This window comes from Amycolatopsis sp. NPDC104819, from assembly GCF_055583145.1.
Window position 1 is genome coordinate 538,273 of the sequence record NZ_JBVJON010000005.1, and the last position, 14,030, is coordinate 552,302.

Sequence of the window (14,030 nt, forward strand, 5' to 3'; positions counted from 1 at the left end):
ACTCTCCTTTGTGGACGGTTCCGCGGGCGCCTAGTCGCCGATCTGGGCGCGCAGCTGGTGCAAGGTCTTGGTGAGCAGCCGGGAAATCTGCATCTGCGACAAGCCGACGCGAGCGGCGATCTGCGACTGCGACAACCCCTCGAAGAACCGCATCTCGAGGATCGCCCGCTCGCGTTCCGGCAGCCGTTTCACCAGCGGGGCCAGGGATTGGCGGTCCTCGACGAGCTCCATCCGGGCGTCCGGCTCGCCCACCGTGTCGGCCAGTGACAGCCCGCCTTCGTCGAGCGGGCGGTCCAGGGACGACGTCTCGTAGCAGTTCGCGGCGAGCAGGCCTTCGCGCACGGTCTCGACGTCGAGGCCGAGGTGGCTCGCCAGCTCGCTGGGCGTCGGCGCCCGGCCCAGCTGCTGCGCGAGGTGCGTCGTGCCGCGGGAAAGCCGGCCCTGCAGCTCCTGCAGGCCGCGGGGCACCCGCACCGCCCAGCCGCTGTCGCGGAAGAAGCGGCGTACCTCACCCATCACCGTCGGCACCGCGAAGGACAGGAAGTCCGCGCCCTTCGTGGGCTCGAACCGGTCGACGGCCTTGACCAGGCCGATCCGGGCCACCTGCACCAGATCGTCGCGGGACTGCCCGCGCCCGCTGAACCGCACCGCGACGTGTTCGGCGAGCGGGAGGAACTCGATGATCAGCCGCTCGCGAAGGGGTTCGCGGGCGGGGTCGCCGTCGGGCAGCGCGGCCAGCCGGTCGAACAGCGGGCGGCAGTGGGAGTAGTCGTCCCGCTTGCGCGGGCGGGGAGTGTCCACAGTGACCGGCGCGACGGGCAGGACCGCGGGAGCGCTCATCGAACGCACACCCCGCCGGGCCGAGTGGCACTGATGCGCACCGCCATGCGATCCTCCTTCTTCGCGCGAGGAAGTACCCACGACGGGGAACCGGCAAACCACGTGCCCACCACACTGCGGACACCGCCCGCTCCGGGGAAACTGGAGCCGTGTCCGGCAACGAAACCCCCGAAGTCCCCCACGACCCGTCGATCTTCCGGTGCACCGTCAGCCGGCGCGGCGACGCGGTGGTGCTCGCCGTGCTGGACGAGCTCGACCTGTTGACCGTCCCCGAGTTCGGCCGCACCCTGACCGCCGTCCAAGCCGCCGCGACCGGCCCCGTCGTGCTCGACCTCACCGGTGTGACGTTCCTCGACTCGAGTGGCATCAACGCCATCGTGCTCGCGGGCCGTCCCCCCGAAGACTCGTCGCACCGGCTGCGGGTTGTCGCCACCGGTCCCACGGTCCTGCGGACCATCCGGCTCGCCGGCGCGCACGAGCTGCTCGTGCTCGCCCCGACCGTGGACGAGGCACTCGCCATGCGGTGATCTCAGCCCCGCTTCGGTGCGTGCCGGGTCACGACCCGACGCGCGCCATCGCGCCCGCGATCAGCGTCGCGAGCGCGTGTTCCAGCGCGGGCGCCATGTCCAGGCGGAACCCGGCCAGGCACGGGTCCGCCTCGTAGGCGGCGAGCGCGCTGGCCGAGGGCTGGGTGTGCGTCCAGAGCCCGCCGGTCAGGATCATCGCCAGCAGGCAGACCGACTCCGCTTCGGCGCCGACCTCCGGCAGGTACCGGCGCATCAGGCCGACCATCGTGTCGAGGCCGGCGAGCGCGGACCGCTTGTAGCGCACGACGACGTCCACCGACACGTTGTGCTCCAGGACCGCGGCCTGGGCGGCGACGAGGTCGCACAGCACCGTCCGCCGGGCCAGCGTGCGCGCGACGATCGCGGCGAACGCGTCGGCCCGCGCGCCGGCCGGCAGGCTCGGGTCGACGCCGCCGGCGAGCTCGCCGGCCGCCTCGGCCAGCCAGTCGTCCAGCGCCTGCTGCAGCAGTTCGAGCAGCACCGCTTCCCGGGATTCGAAGTAGCGCAGCACGTTCGACTTGGCCAGGCCGACCCGGCGGCTCAGCTCGGTGAGGCTCACGTCGGCCACCGGCATCTCGTCGAGCATCACCAGCGCGGTGCCGAGGATCTTGCGGCGCCGCTCCTCCCGCTGCTCGGCGCTGCGCGCCCGCTGGAACGTCATGCGACCCAGCGTAACCCCACCGGGGCGGATTACGGACTGGCGGTCTCTTGACAACAGACCGCCGGTTCCTTAACGTCGGTCTTAACAGACCGACGGTCCGCAAAGGCCGGCAACGAGTAGGGGAACCGCCATGAGCAAGCAGTGGAGCGACCAGGACGTCCCGGACCAGAAGGGCCGCGTGGCCGTCGTGACCGGCGCCAACACCGGCCTCGGCTTCGACACCGCGAAGGTGCTCGCCGAGCGCGGCGCGTCGGTGGTGCTGGCCGTTCGCGACGTCGAGAAGGGCAAGCAGGCGGCGGCGCGCCTCGGTGGCGACGTGACCGTGCAGGAGCTGGACCTGGCCTCGCTGGACTCCGTCCGCGCCGCCGCGGCCGACCTGCACACGACGGTGCCGAAGATCGACCTGCTGATCAACAACGCCGGCGTGATGTACCCGCCGCGGCAGACCACGCGCGACGGGTTCGAGCTGCAGTTCGGCACCAACCACCTCGGCCACTTCGCGTTCACCGGCCTGCTCCTGGACCTGCTCCTGCCGGTGGCCGGCTCCCGCGTGGTGACGGTCGCGAGCATCGCCCACCGCATCCGCGCGGCGATCCACTTCGACGACCTGCAGTGGGAGAACTCCTACGACCGCGTCGCGGCGTACGGGCAGGCGAAGCTGGCCAACCTGATGTTCAGCTACGAGCTGCAGCGCCGCCTCGCCCCGCACGGGACCACGGCGGCGGTGGCGGCGCACCCGGGCGTGGCCCGCACCGAGCTGATGCGCAACTCCCCCGCGATCACCCGCGCGCTGTTCCCGGTGGTCGCCCCGCTGATCAGCCAGAGCTCGGCGATGGGCACCCTCCCGATCCTCCGGGCGGCCACGGACCCGGCCGCCCTCGGCGGCCAGTACTACGGCCCGGCGGCCCCGGGCGGCTACCGCGGACGACCGGAAGTGGTGGCCTCGAGCCCCCAGTCCTACGACCTGGCGACCCAGCGGCGGCTGTGGGCGGTTTCGGAGGACCTGACCGGGGTGAAGTACCCCCTCGCCTGACGCGGCGGGGAGTTCACGAGCGCCGCCGGTGCCGCTCGTGCCCCGCCCCCACTGCCATGAGTGACTCATTCACCTCGCCGGACGACATGAATGAGTCACTCATGTCGTCCCGGCCGAGCTCGAGCCGGCGCGCTCCCACAGCCGGATCCGGACACCGGACTCCCGCCCCCGCGGCCAGTTCCGGACATTCCCGCCCCATTCCCGGCGAACCTCCCACCCCTGCGGGCACGATCGAACCGAACCCACCAGGCGGCAGCGCGCCACCGGTGTTGATTGTCTGGTGGTTTCTGAGTTGTTCCGTTTGTCCTTGTCTCGTGTTATGTTCGGTTCGACGAGCCCGCCGTAGTGCTCCGGGCTCCGCGTGCACCCCCGTTCGCCGTCCCGCCCGGAGTTCTCCGCCGTCCCCGCCAGGGCGGTTCACGGCTTCCGTGCGCATTCCGTCCGAGGAGTCCGATGCGCCGCCTCGTCACCCTGGTTCTCGCGCTGCTGTGCGCGATCGTCGTGAGCCCCGCGCTGCCGGCCGCGAACGCCGCACCGGCCGCCGTCGTGCCGAAGACGCCGCCGCTCACCACGCCGTGGACCTCGCAGGTGAGCACCACCAACCCGCTGCCCGAGTACCCGCGGCCGCAGATGACGCGGCCCGAGTGGCAGTCGCTCAACGGCGAATGGGAGTTCCTCAACCCCGCCGCCGGGCCGAACAACAGCGTCGACCGGTACGCCACGCCGCCGTTCGGGCAGACCCTGCCCGAACGCATCCTCGTGCCCTACCCGGTCGAGTCCGCGCTGTCGGGCATCATGCGCAACGACAACCGCGACGTGATGTTCTATCGCCGCACCTTCACCGTCCCCGCGGCCTGGGCGGGCCGGCACGTCCAGCTGCACTTCGGCGCCGTCGACTACGAGGCCACCGTGTGGGTCAACGGCGTCCAGGTGGCCACGCACAAGGGCGGTTACGACCGGTTCGAAGCCGACGTCACCGCCCAGCTCACCGGGGGCACGAACGAGATCTTCGTCCGCGTCTACGACCCGACCGACGGCCGCGGCGAGAAGCAGCCGCTCGGCAAGCAGGTCACCAACCCCTCGGGCATCTTCTACACGCCCAGCTCGGGCATCTGGCAGACCGTCTGGCTCGAGCCGACCGCCGCGTCGTCCATTTTCTCCGTCGACGTCTACCCGAACCTGGCGAACAACACCGCGCGGGTGCGCGTCTTCGGGCGCGGTGACGTCAGCGGGTACTCCGTGCTCGCCGAGTCGATGACCGGCGGCGCCGTCGTGGGCAGCGCGACCGGCGGGTTCACCGAGTTCTCCGTGCCGGTGCCGAACGCGCGGCGGTGGTCACCCGACGACCCGTTCCTCTACGACCTGCGCGTGTCCCTGCGCAACGCCGCGGGCACCACGGTCGACCAGGTCGTCAGTTACTTCGGCATGCGCGAGGTCGGCACGAAGACGATCAACAGCGTGGTGCGCCCGACGCTCAACGGCGAGTTCGTCTTCCAGATCGGCACCCTCGACCAGGGGTTCTGGCCGGACGGCCTGTACACCGCGCCGACCGACGACGCGCTCGCGTCGGACCTCCGGAAGCACAAGGACCTCGGCTTCAACATGGTCCGAAAGCACATCAAGGTCGAACCCGCACGCTGGTACTACTGGGCCGACCGGCTCGGGTTGCTGGTGTGGCAGGACATCCCGTCGACCACGGCCGCCGAGTCGAACCGGACGCCGGCGCAGATCGCCGAGTTCGAGACCGAGGCCCGCGAGATCGTCGACGAACACCGCTTCTCCCCCGCCGTCGTGACCTACGTGCCGTTCAACGAAGGCTGGGGCGAGTGGAACTTCGAGGACACCAAGCGCGTCACGAGCAGCCTGGAGAGCTACGACCCGACCCGGCTGATGAACCCGCACAGCGGCATCAACTGCTGTGCCGCCAAGGGTGACCCGGGCACCGGCGACCTCATCGACTGGCACGTCTACACCGGACCGGACGCGGCCCCGCCGTCGGCGACCCGCGCGTCGGTGCTCGGCGAGTTCGGCGGGCTCGGGCTGCGCAACCCCGGCCACGAATACAGTCCGGACGGCCGGTTCTTCGCCTACGAGCAGATGTCGAGCGCCGACCAGCTCAACGACCGTTACACCGGCATGGTCCGCGACGTCCGGCAGCTGATGACCACCAAGGGGGTCTCGGCGTCGGTCTACACCGAGATCACCGACGTCGAAGGCGAATACAACGGCCTCTACACCTACGACCGGCGGGTGCAGAAGGTCGACACCGCCCGCGTCCGCGCGGCGCACGCCGACCTGATCGCCGCGTCGAAGAACCTGAACGCCGCCGTGCCGCTGACCCTGGGGCACCTCCGGTCGTTCAAGGTGACCACCCCCGGCTTCACCGACCGGTACCTGCGGCACTCGGACTCCTTCGCCCGCACCGACGTCCTGACGACGGCGAGCCCGGACGGCGCCCGGCAGGACGCGTCGTTCCGCACCGTCGCGGGGCTGGCGAACCCGCGGTGCTATTCGTTCGAGTCGGTCGACTTCCCCGGGAAGTACTTGCGGCACAGTGAAAACCGCGTCCGGATCGACAGTGACACCGGTGGCTCGTTCACCGCGGACGCCACCTGGTGCGACCGCCCCGGCCTCGCGGCCGGCGGGACGTCGTTCGAGTCGTTCAACCTCCCGGGCCGCTTCCTGCGGCACTACAACGAAACCGTGTACCTGGCCGTCAGCGGTGGCCCGAACCCGTGGGACACGGCGACGAGCTTCGCCGCGGACGCGACCTGGAACGTGGCCGCGCCGGCGTTGTGGCGCAGCTCGGTGCCGCTCGCGGTGAACGCCCGGCAGTCCCTGCGCGTGACGACGTGGGGCTACACCGACCGCTACCTGCGGCACGCCGGCGGCCTGGCCTACACCGAGGTGGTCAACAGTGCCAGCAGCGCGCTGCTCAAGCAGGACGCCACCTACACCGTCCGGCGCGGGCTCGGCGAGTCGTCGTGCTACTCCTTCGAGTCGGTGAACTTCCCCGGCCAGTTCCTGCGCCACCAGGACGGCCGCGTCCGCAACTCACCGGACGACGGCTCGGCCCTGATGCGCGCGGACGCGACGTTCTGCACCCGGCCGGGGCTCGGCGGCACGGGGGTGACGTTCGAGTCGCTCAACATCCCGGGTGCGTTCCTGCGGCACTACGACTCCCAGGTCTACATCGCCTCGGGCGCGGGGGCGAGCACGGGCTCCGATCGGCCGCAGACGCTGACGGCGGACAGCAGCTGGGCCGTCTCCCCGCCCTGGGCCCCGTAAGCCGTCACCAGCTGACCGGGACGGCGGCGGGACCTTGGCATCCGGCGCCACGGGAGCTCCTCGACCGGGCCAGCGCCGCACCGAGGCAGTGGTGCGGCCCGTGGCCGAAGGTGAGGTGCCCCGGCGTGCGGGTCGTGTCCACTGTGGCCGCCAGCACGCCGTCGAGCCAGCCCCGCAGCTCGTCCCGCGCCGGCGGCGGGATCCCCAGCAGCTCGTCGAGCACCGCGAGCGCGAGCGGGATCGAATACCCGGCCAGCACGTCCCCCGGCGGGCCCGCCGCGACGAGCCGGGCGGCCAGGTCCGCGTTCGAGCCGCAGTCGGCCAGCGGTGAGCTCGCTGATCGAGATGTCCGGCACCTCGACGAGCACCAGGTAGATCTCCGGCACGTCGGGATCCGATTCGTCGCGCATCCCCGGGCCGCGAGCTCCATCAGGTGCTTGCCGAGCAGGTACAGCTCGCCGGCACGTGGCCGGTCCCAGAGTTCCGGAACCGGCCACGGCAGTGCGTCAGCGAAGGTCCTCACGGGACAGTTCGACCGGCGCGGGCCGCACCGCGAGGGCGTGCACCGCCAGCCGTTCGGCGAGCTGCAGCGACTCCGTCGACGCCGGCAGCTCGTAGAGGTCGGCGGCTTCGAGGTCGACCTGGTAGCCGAGGTCGTCCAGCGACGCGGCGGTGAGCCGGCTCAGCGGGTTCGGCGCCGGGTTGACGAAGCCCGTCATCAGCTCGTTGCCGAACGTGCGGTCCCGCCAGTGGACGTCGCGAGTGCCCGGCTGGCCGGTGTTCTCGACCGGCACCCGCACCGGGTCGCCCGAACCGTTGCGCAGCTTGTGGTACTCGGCCATCGCGGCCGGCCCGGAGAACGTCGGGTCCGTGGTGCCCTTGCCGACCAGCAGGCCCTTGGCCTCCCAGAGCGAGCCGACCCCGACGACGTGGCCCATCTCGTGGGTGATCACGTCGCCGAGGATGCCTTCGGCCTCCATCTTGGCCAGGTCGACCTTGTCGAAGGTCATCTCGCCGCGCGCCGGCAGCAGCGCCGTCCGCTCGCCGCCGGCCGGGCGCACGTGGGTGATGTGGGCCTGGCCGAGGATGTGACCCTCGCCGTCGATGTCGGCGCCGCGCGCGATGATGAGGACGTCGTCGACCGCCTCGTCGCCGACGACGACGTCCGGCAGGTCACCGACGATCACCTTGGCCCACCGGTCGGCGGCCGCGGCGAAGGCGTCCATCTGCGACTGGGTCAGGCCGCCCGCGAAGCGGACCGTGATGGTGAACGGCGACGTGGTGCCCGCGAGCAGCAGCGCGCGTTCGGCGTCGGCCCGGGCGTGGTAGAGCTGGGGTTCCGGCATGGTCGTTCCTTCCCGATGGTGGGCATACCAGTCGGATCCGGGAACGGCCGGGGAAATACACCGCTCAGTACGTCGGGGCCGCGGAGCTCTCGCACCACCGCGCGGTCGGCTTGACGATCGCGAGGGTCAGCGTCGCGCCCGCCGGGAGCAGGACCAGCAGCAGCCCGAAGATGGCGCCGCCCAGGTAGGCGCCGCCGACGCCGCTGTCGAGCAGGCCCAGGCCGATCGCGCTCAGCACCAGCGAAACGAGCGCTGTCAGGATGGCGACGCCGCTGCCGATGACCGTGAGCAGCCGGCCCAGCGGCTTGCGCAGGAACAGGAGGATGCCGCCGGGGATCAGCGTGCCCACGAGCACCAGGTCCTCGACCACGGACAGGACGAACAGCCAGTCCACAAACCCCCGGCTCAGCGTGATCACGCCGCCGATCAGGCCGATGGCGCTGAACAGGCCGCCGAGGATCGCGAGCACCCCCGCGGTGATCGCGGTGGCGCCGCTCGGCTTCGGCGGCTGCATCCCGTAGCCCGGGTACGGGGCCTGCGGGTACGGCTGACCGTAGGGCTGCGCCGGGAAACCACCCGTGGGCGACGGGTACGGCGGCTGCCCCGAGTAGGGCTGCTGGGCGGGGTACGGCGGCTGCGGCTGGCCCGGGTACGGCGGCTGGCCGGGGTTCGGCGGATACGTCATGGCGTCCTCGGTCTCGCTGACCGCCCCCCTGCGGTGCGCCACCTCGCTCCGGTGGCTACGGCCGAGGTCAAGCCTCTCACGAGCGGCCCCGCCGTGGGGCCCGCAGGCCTACCGCGCGCCGGGACCGCGCTCGGACAGCTCGACGACGCGGCCGTCGCCGTCGGACGGCGCGTGCTCGGAGGCCGGCTCGTCCGGCGGCCGGGCGTCGAGGATGTCGGTCGCCCGCACCAGTCTCGACGGGGTGTCCGGCGCCGCGCTGCGGGGCCGCACCGGCACCCAGGTGGTGCTGGTGTGCTCGTCGCGCAGGCTGGGGCCGGCGATGGTGCCGGTCCGTTCCGGCGCGGCCGCGCCGGACCGCTGCCCCGGCTCCCGGCGTCCGCGGTACCGCACCTGCCAGCCCGGCGGGTACCCGCCGCCGTGCCGCGCCGGCCAGTGCCGGCCCGCCTCGGTGCCCTCGGCCATGCGTCCACCCCGCTCGCTCGAAGATCGTCCAGGGGCGCCGGAGCGCGGCCCCAGCTTAGGCCAACTGGCGGAGTGCGGCCGTCATCCGGCCGGGTGGTTCCGCCCCGCGCGGGGTCCATTGAGGACGGCTACTTCTCCGCTTCTCCGGCGGGCCCGGCCTCGAGGCGGGCGTGCAGCCGCTCCCGGATCTCCTCCGGCGTGTAGGCCCGCCGCCGGCGCTCCTGCCGGGCGATCACCACCCCGGTCGCCGCCACCCCGACCAGCCCGGCCAGGCCCACTGTCTTCCACCAGCGCATCGGCCTAGGCTACTGCCGTGCCGGGCACCGAGGTCGAACTGGACGAAGCCGTGGCCGTGACGCGCACCGGCGACCTGTGGCTGTTCCGGGGGCACTCCGCCGCCGACCGGACCATCCGCGTCGTGACGAACAGCCCCGTCAACCACGTCGGCATGGCCGTGGTGATCGAGGACCTCCCGCCGCTGCTGTGGCACGCCGAGCTGGGGCGCGCCCTGCCGGACGTCTGGTCGGGCACGCACCAGCGGGGCGCCCAGCTGCACGACCTGCGGCGCGCCGTGCTGGTCTGGGCCGAGAAGTACCACCAGCAGGTGTGGCTGCGGCAGCTCGACCACCCGGTCGGCCGGGAGCTGGAGGACGCCGCCCTGCGCACGGTCGCCCGGCTCGACGGCACGCCGTTCCCCTCGACCGCCCGCCTCGCGGCCCGCTGGCTCGGCGGACGGCTGCCGTCACGCAAGCGCGACAACCGGGACGTCGCGCTCGAAGCCGCCTATTGCGCCGAGATCGTCGCGCTGACCTACGAAGCGATGGGGCTGCTCCCGGCCGGCCGCCGCCCGAACTGGTACGACGCCGGCCGCTTCTGGAGCGGTGACGAGCTCGAGCTCACCGGCGGCGCCGAGCTGGGCGCCGAGATCGCGGTGCGCCTCCCCGGCTGACCCGGCGGTCCACAGTGGACGATCACGCGGCCGGCCTCGATCGACGCCGGCGGGAACCACGGCCCCGCCGCGTACGACCTGTGGGAGGGAGAAACGCCGACCACAGGGAGACGGACATGGAACGCAGGGACTTCCTCCGGGTGTCCGCGGCCTCGACCGGGGCCGCGGCCCTGGGCGGCTTGGCCACGGCGGGGACGGCGTCGGCCCGCTCCGGGCCGCCGGCGGTGCGGATCCTGATGTACGACGGTGTCGAGGAGCAGGACGTCATCGGGCCCGTCGCGGTGTTCGGCCACGCGGGCCACACGGGCGGCGACGTCCGGCTCAGCCTGGTCAAGCCGGGTGGTCCAGGAGAGGTCGCGGGCACGTTCGGCACCCGGTTCGCGGTGCCCGCCGCCTGGGACCCGGCCGAGGGCGACATCCTCGTCGTTCCCGGCGGCGGTTACGCGGCGAAGGACGGCCCGGGGGTGAACACGCTGATCAAGGATCCGGCCGTGCTGCGCGGCCTGGTGCGCGCGCACCGGTCGGGCGTCCTGGTGGCGGGCGTCTGCACCGGCGTCATGGCGCTCAGCGCGGCCGGCCTGACGCACGGACGTCCGTGCACGACCCACCACCTCGCGAAGGCGGACCTCGCGGCCCAGGGCGCCCAAGTGGTCGACGCCCGCGTGGTCGACGACGGTGACCTGGTCACCGCGGGCGGCGTCACGTCCGGGCTGGATCTCGCGCTTTGGCTGGTCACGCGGTATCTGGGCGCCGCGGTGGCCGTGAGTGTCGAGTCTGTGCTGGAGTACGAGCAGCGGGGAGCGGTCTGGCGCCGCCCTTAGTGCAGCTGCCGCCAGGCTTCCCGACGGCGGCGCTGGGCATCAGGATCCGCGACCGGCGCCGCCGACAACAACCGGCGCGTATACGCGTGTGCCGGTGCCGTCAGCACCTCCTTCGTCGGGCCCTGCTCGACCACGTGGCCGCGGTGCATCACCGCCACCCGGTCGGCCAGCTGCTCGATCACCGCCAAGTCGTGGCTGATGAACAGGCACGCAAAACCGAACTCGTGCCGCAGCTCGCGCAGCAGGTCGAGGATGCGGGCCTGGATCGTCACGTCGAGGGCGCTCGTCGGCTCGTCGGCGACCAGCAGGTCCGGGCGCAGCGCCAAGGCACGCGCGATGCACGCGCGCTGCCGCTGCCCGCCGGACAGCTCGTGCGGGTAACGCGTCCGCAGCGACGGCGAAAGCTGCACCGCCGACAGCAGTTCGGCGACCCGTCCGTCCACTTCGGACGAACGAACGGCCTTGTGCAGCCGCAGCGGTGTCGCGACGCTCTCCCCCACCGTCGTCCGCGGGTTGAGCGACGACAGCGGGTCCTGGAACACCACGCCGATGCGCCGTCGCAACGCCTTCGCCGCGCGGCCGCGGACCCGGGTGATGTCCGCGTCGCCGATGTGGATCGAGCCGGCCGTCGGGGCGAGCAGCCCCGTGACCGCGCGGGCCACCGTGCTTTTGCCCGAGCCCGACTCGCCGACCAGGCCGAGGATCTCCCCCGGCTCGACGTGCAGGCTCACGCCCTCCGCGGCCCGCACGGCGTGGGCCCGGAACCGGCCGCGGTAGGTGACCGAAAGGTCCGCCACCCGCAGCAGCGGCGCCTGGGCGGGAACATCCGAAACCGACTCGACGGCGGGGTGCTCGGCGGCGGCCACGTGCCCCGGCGCCACCTCGACGTCCGCGGAGAGGGCCCGTTCGAGCCCGGTGGTGGCCGCGCTGCTCAGCGACACCACCGAACCGAGCAGCTGCCGCGTGTAGTCCTCGGCGGGCGCGGTGAAGACCGAGCGGACGTCGCCGTGTTCGACCACCCGGCCCTCGTGCATCACCACGACCCGGTCGGCGAGGTCGGCGACCACGCCCATGTCGTGCGTGATCAGCAGGATCGCCGTGCCCAGCCGCGCCCGCAGGTCCCGCAGCAGCTCGAGGATCTCGGCCTGCACGGTGACGTCCAGGGCGGTGGTCGGCTCGTCGGCGATCAGCAGCTTGGGCTCGTTCGCCACCGCCATCGCGATCACGACGCGCTGCAGCTGGCCGCCGGACAGCTCGTGCGGGTACGACCGGAACCGCTCACCCGGCGAAGGCAGCCCGACCAGGCCGAGCAGCCCGACCGCCTTCTCCCGGGCAGCGGCGGCGGACAGCTCCTGGTGCGTCCGGATCGCCTCGACGAGCTGGTCGCCGATGGTGAACACCGGGTTCAGCGCGCTCATCGGCTCCTGGAACACCATGCCGACCTCGCCGCCGCGGACCTCCCGCAGCTCGGCCGGCGTCATCGTGTAGAGGTCCCGCCCGGCCAGCTCCGCCCGCCCGGAAACCCGGGCCGTGGGCGGGAGCAGGCCGAGCAGGGACATCGCGGTGACCGTCTTGCCCGAGCCGGACTCCCCGACCACCGCGACGACCTCGCCCGCGTGGACCTCGTAGCCGACCCCGCGGACGGCTTCGACGTCCCCGAACGAGACCGTCACGTCGTGCAGGCCGAGGAGTCCGGTCACTGGACGATCCCGAACTTGCGGTAGTCGACGTAGGCCGGGAACTTCCCGATCTGCACGGCACCGACGTTCGACCCGTGCAGGAACGAGTTGCGCGTGTAGATCAGCGGCACGACCGGCGAGTCGGCGAGGATCTTCTTGTCCAGCGCCGCCCACTTCTTCCCGGCTTCGGCCGGGTCGACGGTGGCCTGGGCTTCACCGATCAGCCTGTCGACGTCGGGGTTGCTGTAGCGCGACTCGTTGTACCCGCCGTTGCCGATCTCGGTCGACTGGAACAGCGGCTGGATGTTCGCGTTGGCCGACGGGATGTCCGGCTGCCACGAGGTGAGCGTCAGGTCGTAGTCCGACAGGCCCTTGGTGTCCACTTCGGACGTGTAGGTGTCCTGGTCGAGCGGCTTGATGGTGATCTTGATGTTCGCCCGCGCGAGCGCGGCCTGGATCGCCGCGGCCTTCTCCGGGTAGCCGTTTTCGTTGTGGGTGGCCAGGACCAGCCCGTCGAGTCCGTTCGGCAGGCCCGCCTCGGCGAGCAGCTGCTTGGCCTTGGCCGGGTCACCGGACGGCGGCGCCGGGAAGAGGTCGTACTGCTCGCGGCCCTGCAATCCCGGGGTGATCAACGTGGTGGCGACGTCCCCGGCCAGCTGGGCGCTGCCCGCGCTGGCGACCTGGTAGGCGGCCTTGTCGACGGCGTACTGGAACGCCTCGCGCACCTTCGGGTTCGTCAGCTTGCCCCGCTGGACGTTGAGCGAAAGGTAGGCCAGCGCCCCGGATTCCGACGTCACGAGCCGGGACTTCGCCGACGCGCTGCCCTGGATCTGCGCCAGCTGGGCCGGCGAGGCGAAGGACATGCCGAAGGCGTTGCGGTCGTTGCCGGTGTCGTCGATCAGGCGCTTGGAGATGACGCTGGTGTCCTGGCCGAGCTCGAAGGTGATGGTGTCGGCGTTGGCGCTGCGCGTCGGGTCGGTCGCGCGGTCCCAGTTCGGGTTGCGGACCAGCTTCGCGGACTTGCCGCGCTCGTAGCTCTGGATCTGGTACGGGCCGGTCGCGACCGAGTGGTCACCGTAGTTCGCTTCGGCGCCCTTGCCCTTGGGCACCGGGGTGAACGCCGGGGTGCTGGCGACCCAGTTCCAGTCGCCGTACGGGCGCGCCAGGTGGAAGACGATCGTCTTCGCGTCCGGCGTCTGGATGGAGTCGAGCTCCTTGTTGCCGTCGTACGGGCCCTTGTACGCCAGGCCCGGCGAGAGCAGGTCCTTGTGGTAGGCCAGGCCACCGGAGAACGCGGGTGCGAAGGAACGTTCCAGGCCCCACTTGACGTCCGCCGCCGTGATCGGCGTGCCGTCGCTGTACTTCAGGCCGTCCTTCAGGGTGAACGTCCAGGTCTTGCCGCCGTCGCTCGGGCGGCCGGTGTCGGTGGCCAGGTCCGGCACGACCGTGGTGTCCTTGCCCGGCGCGACGTCCCACGACGTGAGGCGGCGGTGGACCAGCCCGAGGGTGGTCACGACGAGGTTGGAGCTCTTCGCCGGGTCCCAGGTGATCGACGGCGAGTCGTTGAGCAGGACCAGGTTCCCGCCGGGCTTGACCGTGCCGCCTTGCGACGTCGGCGCGTCGTTGGCCCCGCACGCCGTCAGCAGCATGATCGCCGCCGTGGCCCCCGCAACGAGCCAGTGTCCCCGTTTCATCAGTTC

Annotated in this window: 14 protein-coding genes; 5 read left to right on the top strand and 9 right to left on the bottom strand. The window is 72.1% G+C overall.

The window, feature by feature from the left end; translation table 11 throughout:
* Positions 1 to 30: 30 nt before the first annotated feature.
* Complete coding sequence (locus ACZ63E_RS18660; RefSeq protein WP_465337302.1) at positions 31 to 840, bottom strand: SigB/SigF/SigG family RNA polymerase sigma factor; 810 nt, start codon at positions 838 to 840, stop codon at positions 31 to 33.
* Between the two features lie 149 nt (positions 841 to 989).
* Here ACZ63E_RS18660 and ACZ63E_RS18665 point away from each other — a divergent pair, with 149 nt between their 5' ends.
* Positions 990 to 1,367 (top strand): STAS domain-containing protein, encoded by a 378-nt coding sequence (locus ACZ63E_RS18665; RefSeq protein WP_465306001.1) that lies wholly within the window; start codon positions 990 to 992, stop codon positions 1,365 to 1,367.
* A gap of 28 nt (positions 1,368 to 1,395) precedes the next feature.
* Here ACZ63E_RS18665 and ACZ63E_RS18670 read toward each other — a convergent pair whose 3' ends face one another.
* Complete coding sequence (locus ACZ63E_RS18670; RefSeq protein WP_465337303.1) at positions 1,396 to 2,067, bottom strand: TetR/AcrR family transcriptional regulator; 672 nt, start codon at positions 2,065 to 2,067, stop codon at positions 1,396 to 1,398.
* 130 nt (positions 2,068 to 2,197) lie between these two features.
* On the opposite strand from ACZ63E_RS18670, the gene ACZ63E_RS18675 reads away from it, so the two are divergent.
* Complete coding sequence (locus ACZ63E_RS18675) at positions 2,198 to 3,100, top strand: SDR family NAD(P)-dependent oxidoreductase (protein WP_465337304.1); 903 nt, start codon at positions 2,198 to 2,200, stop codon at positions 3,098 to 3,100.
* 453 nt (positions 3,101 to 3,553) lie between these two features.
* Positions 3,554 to 6,388 carry an AbfB domain-containing protein gene (locus tag ACZ63E_RS18680; protein ID WP_465337305.1) on the top strand — a complete coding sequence of 945 codons (2,835 nt, stop codon included), beginning with the start codon at positions 3,554 to 3,556 and terminating at the stop codon, positions 6,386 to 6,388.
* Between the two features lie 4 nt (positions 6,389 to 6,392).
* On the opposite strand, the gene ACZ63E_RS18685 is transcribed toward ACZ63E_RS18680, so the two are convergent.
* The 5 genes from ACZ63E_RS18685 to ACZ63E_RS18705 form a co-directional block, all read right to left on the bottom strand.
* A complete protein-coding gene (locus ACZ63E_RS18685; RefSeq protein ID WP_465337307.1) occupies positions 6,393 to 6,911 on the bottom strand; it encodes a hypothetical protein in 519 nt (172 codons plus the stop codon).
* The gene (locus tag ACZ63E_RS18690) at positions 6,895 to 7,734 is read right to left on the bottom strand and encodes a leishmanolysin-related zinc metalloendopeptidase (protein WP_465337308.1); all 840 of its coding nucleotides are present in this window, start codon (positions 7,732 to 7,734) and stop codon (positions 6,895 to 6,897) included. Before ACZ63E_RS18690 ends, ACZ63E_RS18685 begins: the two co-directional genes overlap by 17 nt.
* 64 nt (positions 7,735 to 7,798) lie before the next feature.
* Entirely contained in the window at positions 7,799 to 8,419 is a 621-nt protein-coding gene (locus ACZ63E_RS18695; protein WP_465337309.1) for a hypothetical protein, read from the bottom strand.
* Positions 8,420 to 8,527: 108 nt separating this feature from the next.
* Positions 8,528 to 8,881, bottom strand: a complete 354-nt coding sequence (locus ACZ63E_RS18700; protein ID WP_465337310.1) for a hypothetical protein — start codon at positions 8,879 to 8,881, stop codon at positions 8,528 to 8,530.
* 128 nt (positions 8,882 to 9,009) lie between these two features.
* Entirely contained in the window at positions 9,010 to 9,177 is a 168-nt protein-coding gene (locus tag ACZ63E_RS18705) for a hypothetical protein (RefSeq protein WP_465337311.1), read from the bottom strand.
* A 17-nt stretch (positions 9,178 to 9,194) separates the two neighbouring features.
* On the opposite strand from ACZ63E_RS18705, the gene ACZ63E_RS18710 reads away from it, so the two are divergent.
* Both ACZ63E_RS18710 and ACZ63E_RS18715 read left to right on the top strand, forming a co-directional pair.
* Positions 9,195 to 9,830 (top strand): hypothetical protein, encoded by a 636-nt coding sequence (locus tag ACZ63E_RS18710; RefSeq protein ID WP_465337312.1) that lies wholly within the window; start codon positions 9,195 to 9,197, stop codon positions 9,828 to 9,830.
* 116 nt (positions 9,831 to 9,946) lie between these two features.
* Positions 9,947 to 10,651, top strand: a complete 705-nt coding sequence (locus tag ACZ63E_RS18715) for a DJ-1/PfpI family protein (RefSeq protein WP_465337313.1) — start codon at positions 9,947 to 9,949, stop codon at positions 10,649 to 10,651.
* On the opposite strand, the gene ACZ63E_RS18720 is transcribed toward ACZ63E_RS18715, so the two are convergent.
* Together ACZ63E_RS18720 and ACZ63E_RS18725 are read right to left on the bottom strand one after the other, a co-directional pair.
* Positions 10,648 to 12,351, bottom strand: coding sequence for an ABC transporter ATP-binding protein (locus ACZ63E_RS18720; RefSeq protein WP_465337315.1), 1,704 nt, complete (start codon positions 12,349 to 12,351; stop codon positions 10,648 to 10,650). The two genes, ACZ63E_RS18715 and ACZ63E_RS18720, sit on opposite strands and share 4 nt — an antisense overlap.
* Positions 12,348 to 14,024 (bottom strand): ABC transporter substrate-binding protein, encoded by a 1,677-nt coding sequence (locus ACZ63E_RS18725; RefSeq protein ID WP_465337317.1) that lies wholly within the window; start codon positions 14,022 to 14,024, stop codon positions 12,348 to 12,350. Before ACZ63E_RS18725 ends, ACZ63E_RS18720 begins: the two co-directional genes overlap by 4 nt.
* Positions 14,025 to 14,030: the final 6 nt, after the last annotated feature.

What these genes read in the sequence shown, in the direction of transcription:
- ACZ63E_RS18660 (WP_465337302.1), bottom strand. Translation starts at nt 840, where the DNA reads ATGAGCGCTCCCGCGGTCCTGCCCGTCGCGCCGGTCACTGTGGACACT.
- ACZ63E_RS18670 (WP_465337303.1), bottom strand. Translation starts at nt 2,067, where the DNA reads ATGACGTTCCAGCGGGCGCGCAGCGCCGAGCAGCGGGAGGAGCGGCGC.
- ACZ63E_RS18675 (WP_465337304.1), top strand. Translation starts at nt 2,198, where the DNA reads ATGAGCAAGCAGTGGAGCGACCAGGACGTCCCGGACCAGAAGGGCCGC.
- ACZ63E_RS18680 (WP_465337305.1), top strand. Translation starts at nt 3,554, where the DNA reads ATGCGCCGCCTCGTCACCCTGGTTCTCGCGCTGCTGTGCGCGATCGTC.
- ACZ63E_RS18690 (WP_465337308.1), bottom strand. Translation starts at nt 7,734, where the DNA reads ATGCCGGAACCCCAGCTCTACCACGCCCGGGCCGACGCCGAACGCGCG.
- ACZ63E_RS18695 (WP_465337309.1), bottom strand. Translation starts at nt 8,419, where the DNA reads ATGACGTATCCGCCGAACCCCGGCCAGCCGCCGTACCCGGGCCAGCCG.
- ACZ63E_RS18700 (WP_465337310.1), bottom strand. Translation starts at nt 8,881, where the DNA reads ATGGCCGAGGGCACCGAGGCGGGCCGGCACTGGCCGGCGCGGCACGGC.
- ACZ63E_RS18705 (WP_465337311.1), bottom strand. Translation starts at nt 9,177, where the DNA reads ATGCGCTGGTGGAAGACAGTGGGCCTGGCCGGGCTGGTCGGGGTGGCG.
- ACZ63E_RS18715 (WP_465337313.1), top strand. Translation starts at nt 9,947, where the DNA reads ATGGAACGCAGGGACTTCCTCCGGGTGTCCGCGGCCTCGACCGGGGCC.
- ACZ63E_RS18725 (WP_465337317.1), bottom strand. Translation starts at nt 14,024, where the DNA reads ATGAAACGGGGACACTGGCTCGTTGCGGGGGCCACGGCGGCGATCATG.